The organism is Cryomorphaceae bacterium 1068 (genome assembly GCA_027214385.1).
GTDB lineage: Bacteria > Bacteroidota > Bacteroidia > Flavobacteriales_D > Cryomorphaceae > JAKVAV01.
This window is the reverse complement of sequence record JAPVXR010000001.1, coordinates 608,082-627,721: the sequence shown is the minus strand read 5'-3', so window position 1 is coordinate 627,721 and position 19,640 is coordinate 608,082. Positions and strand designations below refer to the sequence as shown.

Sequence of the window (19,640 nt, the reverse complement as noted above, 5' to 3'; positions counted from 1 at the left end):
TACAGGACAAATATTATGGCCTGAACGGGTGTATGTGATGGCCCGAAAGGTTGGAGCCTTTCGGGCTTACTTATGCATGCATTTGTGGATAGTCGTCTCATTTATTTTGGTCAGAACCGTAAGGTAAGAATTATCCTTATAATTCTGATTACAAGCGTTCAGAAATAGAACGCAATTGTATACACTTCTAGCAAAGTGCTAAAAGTCATAGTGTCTCCCATCATTTTATTCCTTAAGTGTTCATAAATTCGGGTAAATCACTTAGTCTTCGAGTACTTGAATTCTGCTTCAGTTCCGAGAGAGATTTCATTTAAGCTGTTCACACCATTCTGACCGTTGCTAAATTGGAAAGTCGTTAATAGGTTACTTTTCACTATATTTGAATACGATGCATGAAAGACGAAAACCATACCATAATTTTTTCTTGTTGGCGATTTGGTGCGTCTTGCTTCCGTACTTTGCTTCAGCACAAAATCTATTCTTGGAAGAATGCTTTACAGGCGGAGTAACAGCTGCTGGACGAACGGGCACTCTTGGGGCGACAAACGGAACATTTCAGATAAAGTGGGAAGAAGATTACATATTGAGAAAAGCCATTGCGCTGACATATCGCTACGGCAGACCAATGGATAATGAAATTATTCTCAACGGGGTTTCCGTGCCTCTCAATATGTCTAGTCAAATAGGTGATGAACAACCTGACGGCCCGTTCGTCGAACTGTTTGCTGTTAATGGAATCGATATCACTGATCTCGTTGAAATAACGGACAATAGCATTTCTGTTTTTTTAGATGGGTTTGATGACACCATACCCGTGAATACTGGATGGTGGAGTGTGATGTGTGTTTTTCTTTATGAAAGCCCAACTGTCGATCAGCCAATGTGTTTGAGAGTTTACACGGCCGACCGAACTCAGTATGCTCCACAAGAGTACAGCTTTGCAACACCGCTTTTCGATAACGATAAAGATTTTGGGTTTTCTCTTTATTCTGATCGAGTTGGAGCAGATGAAAGTGACCGATCAATCGTTGGCATCAATTCTGAATTTCTCGGTAATATTGGAGGATCGGATGCCACTAACCCAATGTCTGGTTTTAATGATGGCGGAGTTAGAGGGCATTTCTACTACGAAAATGGAGAACTATTCGGATTGGACGACGATGTTCCGAACAATACGGTGGATGAGTCAGATGGTATAGCTGTAATTAATGGTTATCTTGTGTCTGACGTTCAACAAGATTTATATTTGAGCGCTCTAAGCTACCCAATTAACTTCGGCAGATTCAACCCCCACCCTGCCTTTTTCCTCACCTACACTCCCGATTGCACCGACTTACCTGACTTGGGTTCATTGCAGCGTGCTTATGACTTCTGCCGTGGCGACACCATCCAACTCACTACCACCACAGAATACGACACCCATTCTTGGAGCACCTCTACAGGCATAAGCGACTCCACCCTCTCCAATCCCCTTTGCTTTGCCGATAGCAGCCAATGGTACACCGTAACCATGTGGAACGAAGGCGAGGAAGGCTGCAGCCAGACCATTCCCATCTTTGTAGAGGTGAATGCTATTCCCAGACCTGCCAGTCTCAATGTCAATCCTTCTTCTTGTCCCGACCCTACTGGGCTGATCCAAGCCAATAGCCCTGCGGGCAGATCGCCTTTTACCTATCGGCTGGATGGGGCAGTACAAAGCAACAATGCTTCGGCGGGTTTGTCTCCGGGTACCTATAAGTACCGCATCAACTCTGCGGCGGGCTGTCGGTGGGATACGACAGTAACCGTACCCCTCGACCCGCTGCAAGAAGCTTCTTTTGATCCTTTTCCCACCACGGGTTTCTCGCCGCTCTTCGTGGGCTTTGCCAATACTTCTACCAATGCCACCGGCTACCAATGGCTGATAGACGGTGTGCCCATCTCCACCAGTGAAGACATGTCCTACACCTTTCCCGATTCGGGGAGTTTTGAGGTATCGCTTATCGCCTACCGCCTGGAAGAGTCCTGCGCCGATACGGCCACTTTTACCCTTAGGGTAGAGCCGGGTATCCAAGTCTTAATGCCCAATATCATCACCCCGAATTCTGATGGCCGCAATGATGCGCTGATTGCCCAAGTGCAGGGCGTGGCCTCTTGCCGCTGGGTGATCTACAACCGTTGGGGAAATGAAGTGGCGTCAGGTTCAGACGGTGCGCCCTTCCAAAAAGTAGAACTCTGGAAACCCTCGAGCGACGTCGCAGCGGGGCAGTACTCGGTAGTCTTCATCTCCGAAGGGCTGGCAGGACAGGTGGAGAAGATGGTGTTTGAGTTTACCCTTACTAAGTAAAGAATTAAGAATGTTCAATTAAAAATGGTAAGGCGAGGGTAGCGCTGAGTACTCAGAGATAAGGGACAAGCAAAGCCTAATACCGTGAGGTCGCTGAGCATCGCTGAAGCGATGATTTGAGAAACCGAACACTTGTCTTCTGTAATCGCTCTACATCTCATCCGAACGCTTGCGTTCCTCTGTGCCCTCATGTTTTCGGACTTTGCTATTCATTTATTCTCTGTGTGCTCAGTGTAAAAATCGGCTGCACAAAAACATTCTTATTAATCTAGTGCAGAGTATTCAGAGAAAACGGACAAGCAGAGCTTCATACCGCTATGGCGCTGAGCGCGGACAAAAAGCGGAGTCGAGGTGGAGACTAAGCAGAATTCGTAATTCGTAATTCGTAATTCGTAATTGAAAATTCCAAATTCACCTCGTAAAAACCAAATCCCTCGAAAACTGCCCCGTGATCAATGCCTTGGTCAATTCTTTTCTCGGGTTAAAAGGTTTGCCATTGATAAAGGAGCACTTGTAGCCTTTGAACGCTTTTAGCAGGGCTTGGTGCTTGGCAAAAAAAGCTTTTCGAATTAGCGATGTTTTGAGTTTTCCTGAAGGAATTTCTGCGCTGAGCTTTTCAAGAAGAAATTGAGGATGGAGGCTGATAAGAAAATTGGCATTTGGCAAAGATTGAATTGTATATCCCAAAGCGGGTAGGATTTCGTATTCAAAACCCTCTACATCCATTTTTACAAAGAGTTTCTCATCAGTCAATCCACGTTCAGAAATAAAGTCGCTGAGATTTACCGATTGCACCTTGGTGCTTCCTTCAGCATTTCCGAGAAGGACGCTGGACATGGAGTCTCCGCTTTCGTGGCGAAAACCAATACTTACCGAACCACTCTCGGGTGCAATCGCTGCTTGAATAACTTCGGTATGAGAATACCAAGGGGCTGACTCGTTCTGAGAAAGATTGGAAGACAATTCTTTAAAAGCCACTTCATCGGGCTCAAACACAATGGACTTTTTGACCAACTGTGAAGCATAGAGAAATGTGCTGCCAATCCAGCCACCGATATCCAGAAAGACGGTATCCTTATCGAGAAAGCGATCGAAAACGTCAAAGGTATCTGACTCCCACTTGCCCGATTCGAGTTCTTCCCAAAACCAAAGCTTATCGGTGACTTCCACGTGAAAAGATCTATTGCGAAAAGAAACTTCTTTGAGTGGAGGCTCAGTAAAAGATTCGGCATTGTCGAGAACGAATTCTTTGAGTTGATCTGAGAACGCCAAGAGTTCGGTGGCATCCATTTTCTCAACGATTGCGTCGTTGCTCAGCAGAGCGGCACCATTGTCTTGTTTTTTGATCTTCATCCTACTAGAATCAAGATCAAATTTACCCTTCCACATTGAGGCTACCTCAAAAGGATATTACTGTTTTTCAACAACCGATAAAAACTAGAATTCGAGTAAGGCAGCACCCCACGTAAATCCCGAGCCAAAGGCGGCCAAACAGAGCATATCGCCTCGCTTGAGTTTACCCTCTTCCAGCGCTTGCGCCATGGCTATGGGAATGGAGCCTGCCGTGGTGTTTCCCACCGTTTGAATATTGTTGAAGACTTTTGAATCAGGCATTTTGAAATGCCGCTGCACCATCGCGCTGATGCGTAAATTGGCTTGATGCGGAATCAGTAGGTCAATATCGTCGGAAGTCTTTCCCGCTTTCTCTAAAACTTCTTCAATGGCTTCGGGCATCCGTGTAATGGCGTGTTTGAAAACAAAATTTCCGTTCATATGCGGACGCCAAGAAGCCTCATTGGGGTCATCAGCAGCTAGGATTTCATCAACCCAATGAGAGGTGGTAGGACCTTGTATCATAAGCTCCTCCGCATACTGACCTTCGGAGTGCATGCAGGTAGAAAGAATTCCTTTCTCATCTCCTTCGGCAGCTGAGAGGATGACGGCACCGGCACCATCTCCAAAAATGACGGAGACCGCTCTACCATTGGTGGTTTTTTCCAAAGCCCCGCTGTGCAGCTCACTGCCGATCAGGAGAATGTTCTTATACATTCCCGTTTTGATAAACTGATCGGCTACAGACAAGCCGTAAATAAAGCCTGAGCATTGATTCCGCAAATCCATGGCACCAACATTTTTAAGCCCCAAGTCTCGTTGGACCAGTACACCGCTGCCCGGGAAATAATAATCAGGAGATAAAGTGGCGAATATGACGAAGTCAATGTCTTCAGGACCTATGCCTGCCATATCCATGGCTTTCCTAGCGGCTTTAACGCCCATGGTGCTGGTAGTCTCCTTCACGTCGTCTACCCAACGTCGTTCTTTGATACCGGTGCGCTCTTGAATCCACTCATCATTGGTATCCATGAGTTTTTCCAAATCTGAGTTTCGGATCACGTTTTCGGGAAGAAAGCTCCCTACTCCTTTTATAATTGTTCTGTTCATTTTCGAGATAGATGGTGACCTAAAGGTAATTAGACAAGTCGAAACTATTGAACAAATCTGCATTTCGGGAAGAACTCTCTACAGCAAATAGAAGATTTATAAGGTCTTAACATTTTACCATGTACTCAATTTCCTATTTTTCTTACATTTGCCGGGCAAAAAAAAAAAATAAATTCAGATACTTATGAAACAGATCTTGCTTAGAGCAACGTTTTTAGCTTCAATTTTGTTGATTGCAGCTTCTTGTAACGATGATGATGATGACGGGAATTCTACTCCGACTCCACTTCCATACACATTTACCGCAACTGAAAATGATCCGATTAACAATACCAACTCTGATTGGGTTGCTACTTCGGCTTCTGCTCAATTGAATTTGGACGGAACATTTGAAGTGACTGCAACAAATGGTTCAGACGAAGTTTTCTTTAAAATTTCAGGAAATCAAGTTGGTGCTTTCGTAGTGGATACTTTGAGCGTATTGAGAGATGACAATTACTATGTAGCTTCTAACAGCGATGAGTTTGGAATCACTGATAGCACGGGAACCTTGAGTTTCGTAATTACTGCAAACGATGTAGACAACCAAATGATCAGTGGATCTTTCAATGCTGTATTCTACAACTTGGATGGTTCTTTGGATTTGGTTGTGTTGCAAGACGGAGTAGTTATCGACTTGCCTTACACTATTGAGACTCCTGATCTAGGAGGCGCTGGTTCTATTTCTTTCACAGCGGATGGCACCAATGTAGTTCTTGATCAAATTTTCAGTTCAAACAATTCAGGAATGGTTCAGCTTACAGCTTCTTCTTTGAGCAGTCCTACTACATCTTTGACGATGTCATTCCCTGAAGATATTGCTCCGGGTGATTACGACTTGTCGAGCATATTCAGTGATGTTTCAGTGACGTACTCTTCAGGTTCACAGGTATTCTTTTCAGACTCGGGAACTATGACGGTTTCTTCAAATGATACGGATGCCGATCAATTAGAAGGTACCTTCAACCTTACAGGTTCAGAACTTCTAGGATCAGGTACAGTTACTATCACCAATGGCGTATTTGATATTGAGTACTAGTCATTAACCTATTTTTTAAAAAACCGCTTGAAAGGATCAAGCGGTTTTTTTGTTTTCGCCTAGGTCATCGGCAACAGGTTCTGTGCGATTAATTACATTTACCACGCGAATTAAACAAGCAACATTACTATGAAGCATACCCTGCTACAAGCGACGGCTCTGATCTTTGTCCTTTTGTTTTCAGCATCTTGCAACAACAGTGAAGATCCCCCTGCGGCGCCTGCGCCTAGTTTCAAGCTCAGCGGGCAACTTGTTGATCCGGCAACCGGTGAAACCTCAGCTTGGTCAACGAACACGGTTACGGCAGAACTTGATGCTGAAGGCTTTCGCATAAAGGCCGTAAGAGGCTCAGACACCTTATTTATTACCATAGCCGCAGCTGATTCGGGATCCTATTCCATTACTCAACAATCTCCTCTTGGATCGTTGAACAGGGTTGAGTCAGTTGGTGAAAACGGACTGACACTTTATACCTTCCAAGCTAACGGAAACGGTGGCGGTGTTTTTAACATCACCAATAGTGACTCTTTAAACAAAACCATCACGGGTGATTTCTTCGTGAAGTATTTTAACCCGATTAATAATTCTGACTTCTTCGAACTGACCGATGGACAGTTTAGAAATATCTCTTACAATATGGGGGATGATGGTCCCGATATTGAAAATCCGGGAATAGGAACGATCAGTTTTATGGTTGGAAGCAGCAACTATGATTTTAACATGGCGACGGGGGATGCAGCAGCATCCGTCATTACACTTACAGGAGTCACGCCACCCTTAAGTGTCCCTTCGATTAGCCTTACCATGGCTCAGGACATCGAGCCCGGGACATATGCACTCGACGGAACTTCTTCAGTCACGGGACTCTTCGTACAAAGTGTTACCGAGTTTTTTGTTGCTGATTCGGGTTCAATGGAAATTACTGCACACGATACGATCAACAATAATATCTCTGGAAATTTTGCCTTCAAAGGCCTACTCACATCAGGCGGTCCCGATTCTATTCAGGTTACAAATGGAACCTTCGAAATGAACTACATCGAGTAGTAAAACGTCACCGAAAATCAACTTTCTACAACCCACTTTGCATCCGCCTGGTGGGTTTTTTTGTCTTTTTGGGAACTAGCAAATAAGCTAACAGAGCCGCAAGCAAGCCGAAGGTGATGGGATCCAATCCAAACGGCAATTCAATAGTGAGAATGGTGAGTGCCAAAGTGAGGCTTCCGCCAATGATCATGGAAAATAGTGCGGCGGTTTCGGAAGGACGTCGAGAATAAAGCCCGAACAATACAGGAATAAAAAGCCCGGAAACCATAAAGGCATAAGAATGCAGCATGAGTTCGAGAACACTCTCCATATAAAGTGCTATCAACAAAGCCACACCACCGATCACCAGGGTGGCCCATTGACTCAATCGCAAATCATCTTTTGCCCGAAAGACACCGAATCGCATCATTATATCTGACACAATATTTCCAGAGCACGCCATCAAGCAGCTATCGGCGGTAGAGAGAATCGCACTGAAATAGGCAGACATCATAAGCCCCATAAGGCCCACAGGGAGGATGGTCCGCAATAAGAGAGGTAGGCCTATTTCGGCATCCATTCCCGCAGCTGACGCATAACCGATCTCTGCAAACATACCTTGCTCGGCTGCTACTTTGGCAAAAAGCCCGAGAAGCACTCCCATAAAAGCCATGATAGGCCATTCAAAAAGCCCGGCGATGTACCAAGCCTTCTTAGCCTGCTTCACATCTCGAGAAGCATATATTCTTTGGTAGAGCGTCATACCGATAAACCAAATGGGTATGATCGTGATGGACCAGTTGACCATATTTTGCCAAGAAAGATTGGTCAAACTGAGGAGCGCTTGATCCGTCTCGGCGTGCAACCCTTCCATTCCACCTATGGAAATAAAACCCAGAGGAAGCCCAATGAATATGAGACCGGCTAAGAGTATAATCCACTGAATGGTATCAGTATAAATGACCGCCTTCAAGCCTCCCATGACCGTGTAGACTACGGCGACTATTCCCATAATCAAAAGTGCCTGATCAAGGCTAACGGAAGGGAAAGTGGCAGATGCCAATTTGGCCCCTGCCAACATTTGTGAGGAAGTAAAACCCAAGTAGCCTATGGCAGATATAATGGCGGCTAGCAGGGCAACCCGTTTTCCATAGATCTCGCCAAAAACCTGCGGAAATGTGAAGAGGTTAACCCTTCTGCCCAACTCAAAAACCTTTGGGATGAGAAAGGCAGCAGCGAGCCAAGCACCGATTAATCCTGTGAATAGCATCCAACTACCGCTGATGCCCATGGTAAATCCCAGCCCTCCGAGACCGATAGAGAATCCACCTCCAACATCGGTAGCCACCACGGACATCCCGATATGCCAAGGACCCATATTTCTGCCTGCGAGGTAATAGTCTTCTGATCCCTTATTTGATTTCAGGAAGTAGTACCCAACGCCCAGCATGGCTATCATGTAGACAAAGAAAATAGAGAGATCTATCCAGTTCATGCAATGTATTTAAATGCGAAAGGCTCAAAGCTTATATAAAGCCTTGAGCCAATCATAGTATAATAAAATTGAATTAATTCACAACGAAAGTCCTTCGAATCACTGATCCATTCTTACTCGAAACGGACAACAAATAGAATCCATTTGACCACAAAGAAACGTCCAGTTTGATCGATCCTTTCTCCTCCGAATTGATTGATTGAGAATGAATGATTCTTCCATTCACATCAAATACGTGCAACATATCCGCATTGATGGAGGAAACAGTCAAAACATCTGTAGCTGGATTGGGATACAAAACTATTTCTTGATCAGAAACAGCACCCGAGAATACGTCACCTGAAACGGACGAGCCAAAGCTGAAGAAATCAGTAGACGACCAAGGGCCCACTACCAAAGGATTGGCCGAACAGCCGCATCGCACTTGCCACTGATACTCAGCACCTGATTGGATGGCAGTAGCAGGCACAAAAAACCCGGATGCATTGGATTCAAAAACAGTTACAGTAGTTTGAAATCCGACAGAACTCAATCCTGCTCTGATCTGACAGCCAATTGATCCCTCAATGGGGGTCCAAGAAAGTTGAATACCGTTTGCAACAGTGTTGCTTGACAAATTTGAAACTTCGGGGTAAGGCGCTTGACAATCGGCTACATCACCTGAGCAGGCATTGCTTGAGAGAAGTTGAACCCTGCGTGGGCTGTTTAACAATACGGCATCAACACGCGCTTTTTGATCTTGAGTGAAAATATTCATGCAAGCGTCATCGCTGTAGTCCATGTAGTTTTCGACCATATCAATCGAACCGCAAGAGCTCGAACCGATTTGGCAACCCGCATTGGAGCCATTAGATTCGGGCGTATCCAAGCAGAAATCATCTACACTGCAACCACCATCACCCCAAATATGGCGCAGGCCAAAGAAATGTCCTAGTTCGTGAGTCAGTGTTCGTCCACCACCAACTGCTCCTCCTGAGGGATTGGGAAAAGAGATGGAACCAACAGTCTCAGTGGAAACGACAACACCATCGGTCGATGCTGCTCCTTCATTGGCATTGAGACCCGCAAGTCCCGAAGCACTGGGAAATTGGGCATACCCAAGCACATTAAAGAAGAATAAATTAATGGGCGTTATCCAAACATTTACGTACTGTTCAGGATCCCATATCGTTGCGGGCTTAACGGTATTGTCCATGTAGCCTGTTGTGTAGCCTGGGTTTTGCAATCCATTGGCAGGAGCATTGATGCGATCTATACCGGGCTCAGCCAAAACATTGCCATCAGGATCGACTACCGCCATACAAAATTCAATTTCTAAGTCTGCCCCTACAGGATTGGTATTGAATCCAGCCGTACCGGGAACTCGTCTGAAATCATCGTTTAACTGCTGTAGTTGTGCGTTGATAAAACTTGAGGATAGATTCAAACCGCTTCCTACTGCAGTTCCCGAATGTAAAACGTGAAAAACAATAGGCAGCACAACGACTCCCCTCTCCGATTTCATTTGATCGTTTTTCAATTCCTCTGATATCCATTCTTCAAATTGCTCAAGATTGGCTCGATCAGAATATTGTTGTTGCAGCTCTAGCTCATGTTCCGTGGAATAGCATTTTATAGCTTCTTGCGCATTGGCCGAAAAAGTTAATAAAGCAACGAACAATGCCGCGTACAATTTTTTCATATTATTTAGTTTTACAGAAGTGGATTTAAAAGGTTGGCGCAAGGTATTGATGATATTGTAAAAACGCGAATATGTCAACAGAGTCATGAAAGATTCGTTCAAAATAGTAAGCAAGCTTACCTCGATACATAGTGATCTTTGGTCGAATATTCTACCTGTTGAAAATTCAGTTGCTGACCAATTGATTGAAGGTAAGGATAGGCGAATCATCTGCAGTATCGAGGGAATCAGGCCATTCCATTGTGCACTACTGCCCGATGGAAACGGCTCGTGGTATATCTTACTCAACAACAAAAGGAAGAATGAATTGGGAATAAGAGACGGAGAGGAAATCTCTGTGGTGCTCGAAAAAGACCGGAGCGAATATGGGATGGAAATGCCCATAGAACTGCGAGAAGTGCTGGACCAAGATGAACATGCCGACACCCTTTTTCACAAACTCACCCCAGGGAGGATGAGAAATATTATTCACGCCGTTTCCTCGGTTAAGTCTTCGGAAATCAAGATTCGCAGAGCATTGGTCTATGCCGAACACTTGAAGAAGAACAAAGGAAAAATTGAGTTCAAGGAGCTGGGTCAAGAGATGAAAGAAGCAAATCGAATAGCCCGCGACTTTCCATCTTAAGTTGGAATTGACTAACTTCAAGCCAACCATCAACCACATGTCAGATCTTACTTTCAGACCACGATTCAGGATAGAAACATCCCTATCTTGTGAGGAGACAGAGGCTCTTATTGATTCCAAATTGAAATCAAATAACCCCGAAGGCTTTGGCTCAAGCCATATAAAAGGCCACATCATCCTGAGTATACATGCATCGAAAAGGCATTTTTGGTCTCCACAAATGGATATCTCCATTCGAAAAGATGACGATGACGATCATACCGTCATTCGCTGTTTGCTCGCGCCTGCGCCTGTCGTTTGGACCATGTTTATGTTCTTTTATGCTTTGACGGGATTCGGCGCATTGGTCGGTTTTATGATTGCTTCATCTCAATACAGCTTAGATAAAGATATGTGGGGTCTCTGGATGGCGCTGGGTTCGGTGGTGCTCGGAGTTGTGCTATTTCTGGTGGCTCAAGGAGGGCAAAAGCTCTCCAAAGATGAAATGTATCGTCTTCGACATTTCATAGTGGACTTGAACTTTCCGCCTATACAGGAAGCCGAGGGTACTGAGCAAGCCCTGATTTGAATGACTATATCTTTCGTTTATATTTATGCACAGATCAGCCTTGTGCAAATTTTCTCAACGATAGATTAAAATAAACCAAGACTCAACTTGAAGCGGATTTACAAACTAGCCTTAGGACCTATCGTTTTTTTACTGCTGGTCTTTTTGGTTCCGCTAGACTATTCGCAAACCAAAGTAATCGGGGTTGCAGGGTGGATGATCACTTGGTGGATCACCCAAGTGATACCCATCGGAGCCACGGCTATACTGCCAATGGTTCTATTTCCCGCTTTGGGCGTTGAAAGCTTAAAGTCGGTTACGTCAAATTATGCGAACCCGATCATCTACCTCTTTTTCGGCGGGTTTGTTCTGGGCTTGGCCATTGAACGTTGGAACCTCCACCAAAGATTTGCTCTGGTCATACTTAAGAAAAGTGGGAATCAGCCGAGAATGATCATTTTTGGAAGCATGCTGGCCACGGCTGTTATGTCAATGTGGATCAGCAATACAGCTTCTACCATGATGATGCTGCCCATTGGCTTGTCCATTACGCAGCTTCTACAAGATCAATTCCCATCGGAAAAGGCCTGTAATCAATTCACGCTCTGCTTGCTTTTGGGATTGGCCTATGCAGCAAATATCGGCGGAATAGCTACCCTGATCGGAACCCCGCCCAATCTCGTTTTAGCCGCCTTGGCAGGCGAAACCTTGGGCATTGAGATTGGTTTTACCAACTGGCTCATCATGGCGCTGCCGATAACGATTCTACTGTTTTTCCTTGCCCACTTTATCAATACACGGATTCTATTTCGGGTTCAGAGCAACAGACTGGTGGGTATGCGGGAGCTTTTGGATCAAAAAATTGAAAAGCTTGGGCCTCAGGGGTCGGGCGAAAAACGGGTGCAATTGGTATTTTTGGCTACTGCCTTACTTTGGATTTTCAGAACACCACTGTCAAAGCTACCCGGAATGGATTTTCTCAGCGATCCGATCATAGCAGTAGCCTCAGCAGTGAGCCTATTCATTATCCCTAGCGGAGAGCGAGGGCCTCTGCTAATTTGGGACGATACCCGATCGCTTCCTTGGGATATACTGTTGCTATTCGGCGGCGGACTATCCATGGCTTCAGGTCTCGCGAGCAGCGGGCTAGTGGAGTTATTGGGCAGTGTACTTTCAGACTCAGGAGCTATTCCATGGTTCCTCGTTATTGCCATCATCGTACTCGCTGCGATCTTTTTTACCGAGGGAATGAGCAATGTAGCTTTGGTTTCCATATTGGTACCCATCGCTTTTGCCGTAGCTATTCCGCTTGGAGGAGACCCGATGGAACTGGCTATACCTCTCACCATAGCAGCCAGTTGTGCCTTTATGCTACCCATTGCTACACCTCCCAATGCCATCGTTTTTTCCAGTAATTGCATTACTATGCAGGAAATGATGCGCGCGGGATTCTTGTTAAATATTTTGGCAGCCATGATTATTTCAGCCTATGCCTATTTCATCGTTCCATTGATATTTTGATGGGATCGAAAAGTAAAATCTCAGCTGTTCTGGGCAGTTTGGGTCCTGGCTTGCTTTATGCAGGAGCGGCAATCGGTGTATCGCACTTGGTACAATCTACCCGGGCGGGCGCCTCCTATGGCTGGTGGCCAGTCATTGCCATCATCTTCATTCACTTGGCAAAGTATCCTTTTTTTAAAGCAGGTCCCGCATACGCATTGTCAACCAATACGAGTTTGATCCAAGGCTATTTCAACCGTGGCAAGGTCTACGTAGCGCTGTTTCTTCTCTTCACTATCGGAACCATGTTTGCCATTATAGCCGCGATCGTTGCAGTGACGAGTGGAGTCTCCGCTTTCTTCTTTGGCATTGAAGCCTCTTCACAAATAGTGGCAGGAGGAATTTTAACAATCGCCGTCGTCATTCTCTTGATCGGTCAATACAAATGGCTGGACCGATTCATCAAGCTCATCATCTTCTTATTGACCATTTGTACGCTGGTGGCATTTGGCTCTGCGCTTTTTGATCCGTCGCCTCACAAGCTCGAAGCGTTGGGCCCTGTTTTCGACGGGCTATTCCTGGCCATGCTGGTGAAGCTGATGGGCTGGATGCCCGCACCGCTGGATCTTTCCGTGTGGCACTCGCTTTGGGCACTGGAGAAAAAAGCTGAGTTGGGAGGAAATTTGACCAAAGCAGAATCTTTACGTGACTTCAATTTTGGCTATTGGGGCACCATGATCATGGGTGTTCTTTTTTTGGGAATGGGAGCTTTAATTCTTTACGGAAGCCATCAAGAAATCCCGTCTTCGGGTGTGGCTTTTGCCAATATGCTCATCGGAATGTACACGACCCAATTGGGCCAATGGGCCTTCTACATTGTAGGACTAGCCGCCGTTGCAACTATGGCGAGCACAACGCTCACTTGCATGGATGCCATTCCGCGCTCTCTGGCAGAATGCAGAAAAATTGCCTTTAGCAATGATAAGAAGTGGGCTTATCCTACTTTCCTGATTATTCTGGCAGTCGGTTCTTTTACTTTGCTTTCGATCCTCTCAGCTTCGATGACCACGATGGTCGATATCGCAACTGTTATTTCGTTTTGTTCCGCACCGGTAATTGCTTGGATGAATTTCAAAACGGTAAGGGGTCATGAAGTTCCCGAAAAGGATCGGCCGTCTCAAATCTCCACGATTTGGGAAATTGCATCAATTTTTTCACTCGTGGCGCTCACGGTTCTGTTCTTCGCCTTCGGCTAAAAAAGAAACACCGCCGCAGGATTTCTCCTTTGGCGGTGATTCTCGCTATGAAAACAGCAGCTAACCTAAAACTGTATCCTATACATTACATCAGGAAAGAAGCCGATTTGGTTTACATCGTTGATTTCATCCGTTACAGGATTGTATCGTTTCACGAAGATGTTTTCTCGATTCGTCACATTTTGAAGATCTACGAAAAACTGGTGGCTCACTTTGCTCTTTTTTCCGTTCAATCGAAATCCGAATTTTACGTCCCAGCGGAAGTAATCAGAATATGTTTCGCTGAACGCCAGTTCTTCAAACAATACTTCTCGACCGTCATTCTCTCTGGTGGCTTCAAGATCGATAGGTGTGTAAGGACGACCTCCTGAAAAAGTCACTTTAGTATCGAAGGTGAGGACATTTCTCTTTTCTTTTCCAATAGGCCATTCCTTACCAAAGAGAGCATTAGCGACGTACTGATTATTGAAGGCGGTACTTCTTTCAACCCCATCGCTACCTTCATACTGAGAATCAAAGAGAGAGATGGTTGCCAATCCGTAGTATCCATTGCTAAAGAATTTTTCGGCTGTAAATTCCACCCCCACATTCATTCCCGTTCCTTCGTTTACCAAAGAACCTCTTGGGTCAAAAGCGAAGTCAGCACCTTCGTTCAATACAGAATAACTGGAAGAAACCGACTCAACCGGTGCATCGAAAATACTTTGGAGGTATGCCTCAGCCTTGAATCTCCAGCTTGGACTTGGTTTGAAATCATAACCTACCACCACATGGTGACTTTTGGTAAATTCAAGCTCGTCATTGGTGGTCTCGAAAACACCATCCCCAAGGTTTTCTTCAAATGCCAGTATAGGAAGTGGAACCATTTGGCCATGCAATCCATAAGCTACCGAGAATCTATGCTTTGGATTGAGTTGGTAACTCAGGGCCGTTCTGGGACCCACCATAGCGTCTCCCGTCAACTCAAGAAACTGTCCGTGCAATCCAAATGTCCAACTCAACTTGTCTGAAAACTTATACTCGCCTTGGGCGTAAAGCTGAGTTAGTGGTGAAGAGTTGTCCACGTCTCTTAGTGGAATGAAGAAGTCTGGAATTCCGTCACCATTATCGTCAGGGATTTCAGGTCGGCGGTCTCTATCCAAAACCGTGCTGTTGAGGTTGTAAAGTTCCATTATACCACCGGCTCTTATGTTAAAGCGTGCGTTGAACTTTCTATTGTACTGAGAAGATATGGTGTACCGTGTTTCAATATCATCAACCTCAGTAGCTCTATACTTTACGTTTCGATCATCGGTAGTGTAGTTATCTTGATTAAAAGAACTAGACATTAGTGTAGCACCAACCGTTGTTTTCAAGTATGACTTGTTTTGAAATAACAGTGTGTGATTGATTCCTACCAGTCCCAATTGGTTTTCTACAAAGGCATCCTCATTGGGATCTGCAAAAAGATCATCCTCTTCAATTTCATCACCCAAAAAGTCGATGCTACTAATTCCGCCCATACCGAATAGCTCAAATCTTCCAAGTCTGGTTTCTCCAAAATTGAACTTAAACGAGAGGTCTTGATAAAAAGGCACGGCAGATGTTCCCGTCGCTGCCACACTGGCTATGCCGTATCGGTATGAAACAAGGAAGGAAGCTCCTTTATTAAAATTTAGCGGTCCTTCTACCATTGCCTCAGCCCCGCTAAATGCGGATACTTGACCAGTGAATTCCAATTCCTCAGAATTTCCATTTCTGAACTTCACATCAAATACAGCGGCATTGGCATTCCCATACTCGGCTGGGAAGGCTCCTGTAATGAAATCACTCGTTCTCAAAAGGTTCGTGTTCAAAGCACTAACCGGACCACCTGTTGTACCCAGAGTAGAAAAATGATTAGTGGTTCCGATGGGCAATCCCTCAACTCGCCATAAAAGTCCGGTTGGAGAGTTTCCGCGAACAACGAGGTCATTTCTAGAATCATTGGCACCGCTAACTCCTGCAAAGTTTGTGGCAAGCCTTGCGACATCATTTCTACCTCCACTGAATCTTGTCACTTCCTCTAAGCTGAATGTTCTGGCACTGACTTTTGCCATCTCATTGTTGGGTAGATCTTTATCCGAATCAGCCGTAATAACGACTTCGTTTAATGCTTCAACTGATTCTTCCAATTGGATATTCAGAACCACTTGCTTTCCTGCGGTTACAAGCACGTTAGGAATCGTTTGAGATTTGTAACCAATGTATTGGACCAGAAAGTTTTGCCGACCAACCGGGACACCTTCTATCCGAAAGTTTCCATTCATATCGGTGACGCCTCCCAAAAAGGGATCAGAATCAATCAAGATGATGTTTACACCGGGTAAAGGTGTTTGAGAATCCATATCATTAATGGTTCCTCGTACTATTTGTGTTTGAGTTTCCGTTTGAGCGAATATCGTCGCGGAAATAAGAAATAAGGTAATTTGTAAAAGCGTTTTCATACCGAGAATATTTGTTTGAGGCCAAATCTATTTCGGACATAGTGCCCTCAGAAGGAATTTTTCGGTAAGCGGAAAACGAGTAATATGAAACCCGAAATAATTCAGCTGAAATGAAAACAATTGGCCAAATGACTTACCTTCCATTTTAAGTCCATGTTTTGCCGTTTCAGGGGCAAAAAGTTCCGTCTCAGCCCACCACATTATTCTCTTTTGAAATGGAAAGTCGTAATTTGAACTCGATGAAAATTTCATTCCTCATAAAAGAGCCTTGGCCTCGGATCATCGGTATACCAATAGTTGGGGTAATTGCTGCCTGGCTACATAACGGATGGCCTCTTCCATTTGAAAGCTTCCTACAGGCTACTGTATTTACTGCTGTAATGTGGAATGGAGACTACTTTATTATCAAATTTTTTAGGAAAAGATGGCCTTCACTTGATGCTACTCACAAGCGGATTCTAACCACTATTTTGGCTGTCTGTACTTACAATATTCTTGCTGACTACGCGCTATGCTACCTTTTTAATTCAGCAGAGGAATCTCAGGAATATTGGGGTAGTGAAATGGCATCGAATCTTCTAAAGAATTTGATGCTGACCGCTATTGTGGGTACTTTGTACGAAGCGGGCTATTTCTTCTCTAAATGGAAAAAGCAAACCATTGAAATGGAGCAGCTTCGGAACCAGCAACTCCGATCTGAATTGAGTGTATTAAAAAACCAAATCTCTCCTCACTTCCTTTTTAACAGTTTGAATACCTTGGTTACTTTGATTCACGAGAATCAGGATCAAGCGGCCAAATTCACTGAAAAACTTTCAGAAGTCTATCGATACATATTACAGTTCAAAGACAAGGAGCTAGTGCGATTGAGTACGGAAATCAAATTCTCAAAGGCATTCATATACCTTCTCAAAATGCGCTTTGAAGAAGGCTTGGAAATTGAAATTAACTTGGACATAGTGGATCAAGATAGATATGTGGCACCGCTTACCATACAAATGCTGATCGAAAATGCAGTCAAGCATAATGTGGTTTCAAAAAATCAACCGCTTCACATCAAAATCTATTCGGAACAAGGCAAATCTCTGATTGTGAAGAATAATCTGCAGCACAAACCTGCCGATGGAAAATCAACTCATACGGGATTGGAAAATATTCAATCGAGATACGCGCTTTTAACGAATAGAGAAGTGGATATCATAAAAACACAAAGTCATTTTATGGTAGCGCTACCTCTGGTGGAGCTCGTTTTGGATGACGAAGGAATCTATGAAGAAGTGAAACTATGATTCGAATCTTGATCATAGAAGATGAAGCGCCGGCTTACAGAAGACTCGACAACTTATTGCGGAATCAAGATTTGGATTTTGAAATCGCAGACGTTATAGACTCCATTTCAGATTCAGTGAAATGGCTCAACAACCATTCTACTCCTGATCTGATCTTCAGCGACATTCAGCTCTCTGATGGGTTGAGTTTTGAGATTTACAAACAGGTCGAAGTACACTGTCCCATCATTTTCACCACAGCCTTTGACGAGTATATGCTGAATGCTTTTCAAACCAATGGAATAGACTATTTGCTCAAGCCCATTCAAGAAGAGGAATTAAAGCGCAGCCTTGAAAAATTCAAGCGCTTCAGGTTACAAGAAAATGCCGATTCAGGAAAGCAAGTAGAGAAACTCCTGGAAGTTCTGGAAAGCGGTGAAAGCCGATTTCGCAACCGTTTTCTTGTGCGGCTAGGCGATAGACTCATCCCTGTTAAAACTGAAGCTGTAGCATACTTTTGCTATAAAGATGGCGCAACAGAAATGATTCAAAGCTCGGGTAAACGTTATGTCATCGACCAACCATTGGACGAGCTCGAAAAACAACTCAACCCAAATAAGTTCTTTCGATTGAACAGGCAGTTCTTAGCCTCAGAAGAATCCATTGGTTTGATCCACCGCTATTTTAAGGGAAAGCTCAAAGTTGAGCTGAGCCCTGAGGCGGATGATGAAGTTATCGTGAGTCGTGAAAAAGCCGCCAAGTTCAAAATTTGGATGGACGGGCAAGTCCTCTAGGGTTTTGACTGAATCAGCTGCTCAAGTTGTGCAAAAAGCTTTTTCTCGTCAAACTTTTCCTGCAAGATTTCCCACCCTTTATTTTGGATCGACGCGTACTTCTCAGGACTTGCCCTTAATTCGAGCAAAAGGGTTTTTATGTTTTCGACCTCATATGGTTTGACTAAATACCCATTAACATCGTTTTCCACGATTTCTGAATTGGAAGCGATATCGTAGCAAATAATGGGTTTTCCATATTGCAAAGACTCTAGCATGGCATTGGACAGTCCTTCGAATCGAGATGGGAAAACGAAATAGTCGATAAGCGGAAAAAAATCAGGCGGTTTCACTTCTCCTAAAAGTGTGATGTGGTTTTGAAGTCCTAATCGTTCGATCTCATTTTCTAAATCAGACCGCAACGGTCCTTCTCCACCGATGTGAATATGGAAATCCGTACCTTCAGACTGAAGCAGAGCACCCAGCTCAATAAGATCTGACTGACCTTTTTGTTCAACTAATCTACCAAGATTTCCAATTAATAGTTTTTCGCTACGAGGAGGACTTTTCTCCATGGCTTTGGAGATGTCTATTCCGTTTGGGAGAACCGTGATTTTCTTTTCCAATTCGGGAATGAATCTGAAAACGCTACGCTTTACATCTTCAGAATTAGCAATAATATCGGTGATAAAGGTCTTGTAGATATACCTATTTAGCCAAGAGGCCTTTATAGGATGATTCATCCCTCTACGGTAGATGATTTTCTTTATTCCGGATTTAGATGCGGGTTTTGCAAACACCTTCACATCACTCGGCAAATTCATGATAATAGCATCAAATTGCTGAGTGTTGAAAAGTTTTCTTAATCGTTTAAAAATCTGAGGATTAAGAAAAGAAAGCTTCCCTATTTTAAATTCCAATACTTCTACAGAATTCCGCAAAGCTTGAGCTAGAGATGAATTCGGATAGGCAATCATAGTAACCTCGTATCCTTTTTTGGCCAGTTTAAGCGCTGTTTGTGAATGCCATTTTTCGCCTCCACCCCACTTTCGGTTTGTATTAATCAAGCATACTTTCACAATAAATTCTATATTGGCACGCAGTTGTTTTTAACCAAAACCGATCTGCTCTCCAAGATTACATCATTTTATCTGAATA

At 44.2% G+C, this 19,640-nt stretch carries 15 protein-coding genes; 9 read left to right on the top strand and 6 right to left on the bottom strand.

What is annotated here, in order from left to right:
* Positions 1–481 precede the first annotated feature (481 nt).
* Positions 482–2,326, top strand: a complete 1,845-nt coding sequence (locus tag O3Q51_02650) for a gliding motility-associated C-terminal domain-containing protein (GenBank protein ID MCZ4407693.1) — start codon at positions 482–484, stop codon at positions 2,324–2,326.
* Between the two features lie 411 nt (positions 2,327–2,737).
* On the opposite strand, the gene O3Q51_02645 is transcribed toward O3Q51_02650, so the two are convergent.
* Both O3Q51_02645 and O3Q51_02640 read right to left on the bottom strand, forming a co-directional pair.
* Complete coding sequence (locus O3Q51_02645) at positions 2,738–3,679, bottom strand: FkbM family methyltransferase (GenBank protein MCZ4407692.1); 942 nt, start codon at positions 3,677–3,679, stop codon at positions 2,738–2,740.
* 84 nt (positions 3,680–3,763) lie between these two features.
* Entirely contained in the window at positions 3,764–4,768 is a 1,005-nt protein-coding gene (locus O3Q51_02640) for a ketoacyl-ACP synthase III (protein ID MCZ4407691.1), read from the bottom strand.
* A 184-nt stretch (positions 4,769–4,952) separates the two neighbouring features.
* Here O3Q51_02640 and O3Q51_02635 point away from each other — a divergent pair, with 184 nt between their 5' ends.
* Both O3Q51_02635 and O3Q51_02630 read left to right on the top strand, forming a co-directional pair.
* The gene (locus O3Q51_02635) at positions 4,953–5,846 is read left to right on the top strand and encodes a DUF6252 family protein (GenBank protein ID MCZ4407690.1); all 894 of its coding nucleotides are present in this window, start codon (positions 4,953–4,955) and stop codon (positions 5,844–5,846) included.
* 129 nt (positions 5,847–5,975) lie between these two features.
* Positions 5,976–6,893 carry a DUF6252 family protein gene (locus O3Q51_02630; protein ID MCZ4407689.1) on the top strand — a complete coding sequence of 306 codons (918 nt, stop codon included), beginning with the start codon at positions 5,976–5,978 and terminating at the stop codon, positions 6,891–6,893.
* A 25-nt stretch (positions 6,894–6,918) separates the two neighbouring features.
* On the opposite strand, the gene O3Q51_02625 is transcribed toward O3Q51_02630, so the two are convergent.
* Together O3Q51_02625 and O3Q51_02620 are read right to left on the bottom strand one after the other, a co-directional pair.
* Positions 6,919–8,367 (bottom strand): sodium:solute symporter family protein, encoded by a 1,449-nt coding sequence (locus O3Q51_02625; GenBank protein ID MCZ4407688.1) that lies wholly within the window; start codon positions 8,365–8,367, stop codon positions 6,919–6,921.
* 73 nt (positions 8,368–8,440) lie between these two features.
* Positions 8,441–10,048: a M43 family zinc metalloprotease gene (locus O3Q51_02620; protein MCZ4407687.1), complete on the bottom strand. Its 1,608-nt coding sequence runs from the start codon at positions 10,046–10,048 to the stop codon at positions 8,441–8,443.
* 85 nt (positions 10,049–10,133) lie between these two features.
* Here O3Q51_02620 and O3Q51_02615 point away from each other — a divergent pair, with 85 nt between their 5' ends.
* The 4 genes from O3Q51_02615 (at position 10,134) to O3Q51_02600 (ending at position 13,976) form a co-directional block, all read left to right on the top strand.
* Positions 10,134–10,673: a YdeI/OmpD-associated family protein gene (locus tag O3Q51_02615; GenBank protein MCZ4407686.1), complete on the top strand. Its 540-nt coding sequence runs from the start codon at positions 10,134–10,136 to the stop codon at positions 10,671–10,673.
* A gap of 37 nt (positions 10,674–10,710) precedes the next feature.
* Positions 10,711–11,241 (top strand): hypothetical protein, encoded by a 531-nt coding sequence (locus O3Q51_02610; protein MCZ4407685.1) that lies wholly within the window; start codon positions 10,711–10,713, stop codon positions 11,239–11,241.
* 87 nt (positions 11,242–11,328) lie between these two features.
* Positions 11,329–12,741 (top strand): SLC13 family permease, encoded by a 1,413-nt coding sequence (locus tag O3Q51_02605; GenBank protein MCZ4407684.1) that lies wholly within the window; start codon positions 11,329–11,331, stop codon positions 12,739–12,741.
* Complete coding sequence (locus O3Q51_02600) at positions 12,741–13,976, top strand: divalent metal cation transporter (GenBank protein ID MCZ4407683.1); 1,236 nt, start codon at positions 12,741–12,743, stop codon at positions 13,974–13,976. The genes O3Q51_02605 and O3Q51_02600 overlap by 1 nt, the downstream gene beginning before the upstream one ends.
* Before the next feature lie 65 nt (positions 13,977–14,041).
* Here O3Q51_02600 and O3Q51_02595 read toward each other — a convergent pair whose 3' ends face one another.
* A complete protein-coding gene (locus tag O3Q51_02595; protein ID MCZ4407682.1) occupies positions 14,042–16,441 on the bottom strand; it encodes a carboxypeptidase-like regulatory domain-containing protein in 2,400 nt (799 codons plus the stop codon).
* Positions 16,442–16,680: 239 nt separating this feature from the next.
* Between O3Q51_02595 and O3Q51_02590 the strand changes: the two genes are divergently transcribed.
* On the top strand, positions 16,681–17,730 hold the full coding sequence (locus O3Q51_02590; protein ID MCZ4407681.1) for a histidine kinase: 1,050 nt from the start codon (positions 16,681–16,683) through the stop codon (positions 17,728–17,730).
* Positions 17,727–18,503 (top strand): LytTR family DNA-binding domain-containing protein, encoded by a 777-nt coding sequence (locus O3Q51_02585; protein ID MCZ4407680.1) that lies wholly within the window; start codon positions 17,727–17,729, stop codon positions 18,501–18,503. The genes O3Q51_02590 and O3Q51_02585 overlap by 4 nt, the downstream gene beginning before the upstream one ends.
* Here the strand turns inward: O3Q51_02585 and O3Q51_02580 are convergent.
* Positions 18,500–19,561 (bottom strand): glycosyltransferase, encoded by a 1,062-nt coding sequence (locus O3Q51_02580; protein ID MCZ4407679.1) that lies wholly within the window; start codon positions 19,559–19,561, stop codon positions 18,500–18,502. The genes O3Q51_02585 and O3Q51_02580 overlap by 4 nt on opposite strands.
* Positions 19,562–19,640 lie beyond the last annotated feature (79 nt).

Excerpts from the sequence above, each read along its gene's own strand:
- O3Q51_02615 (MCZ4407686.1), top strand. The coding sequence starts at position 10,134 with ATGAAAGATTCGTTCAAAATAGTAAGCAAGCTTACCTCGATACATAGT.
- O3Q51_02645 (MCZ4407692.1), bottom strand. The coding sequence starts at position 3,679 with ATGAAGATCAAAAAACAAGACAATGGTGCCGCTCTGCTGAGCAACGAC.
- O3Q51_02590 (MCZ4407681.1), top strand. The coding sequence starts at position 16,681 with ATGAAAATTTCATTCCTCATAAAAGAGCCTTGGCCTCGGATCATCGGT.
- O3Q51_02600 (MCZ4407683.1), top strand. The coding sequence starts at position 12,741 with ATGGGATCGAAAAGTAAAATCTCAGCTGTTCTGGGCAGTTTGGGTCCT.
- O3Q51_02595 (MCZ4407682.1), bottom strand. The coding sequence starts at position 16,441 with ATGAAAACGCTTTTACAAATTACCTTATTTCTTATTTCCGCGACGATA.
- O3Q51_02585 (MCZ4407680.1), top strand. The coding sequence starts at position 17,727 with ATGATTCGAATCTTGATCATAGAAGATGAAGCGCCGGCTTACAGAAGA.
- O3Q51_02630 (MCZ4407689.1), top strand. The coding sequence starts at position 5,976 with ATGAAGCATACCCTGCTACAAGCGACGGCTCTGATCTTTGTCCTTTTG.
- O3Q51_02620 (MCZ4407687.1), bottom strand. The coding sequence starts at position 10,048 with ATGAAAAAATTGTACGCGGCATTGTTCGTTGCTTTATTAACTTTTTCG.
- O3Q51_02625 (MCZ4407688.1), bottom strand. The coding sequence starts at position 8,367 with ATGAACTGGATAGATCTCTCTATTTTCTTTGTCTACATGATAGCCATG.
- O3Q51_02640 (MCZ4407691.1), bottom strand. The coding sequence starts at position 4,768 with ATGAACAGAACAATTATAAAAGGAGTAGGGAGCTTTCTTCCCGAAAAC.
- O3Q51_02610 (MCZ4407685.1), top strand. The coding sequence starts at position 10,711 with ATGTCAGATCTTACTTTCAGACCACGATTCAGGATAGAAACATCCCTA.
- O3Q51_02635 (MCZ4407690.1), top strand. The coding sequence starts at position 4,953 with ATGAAACAGATCTTGCTTAGAGCAACGTTTTTAGCTTCAATTTTGTTG.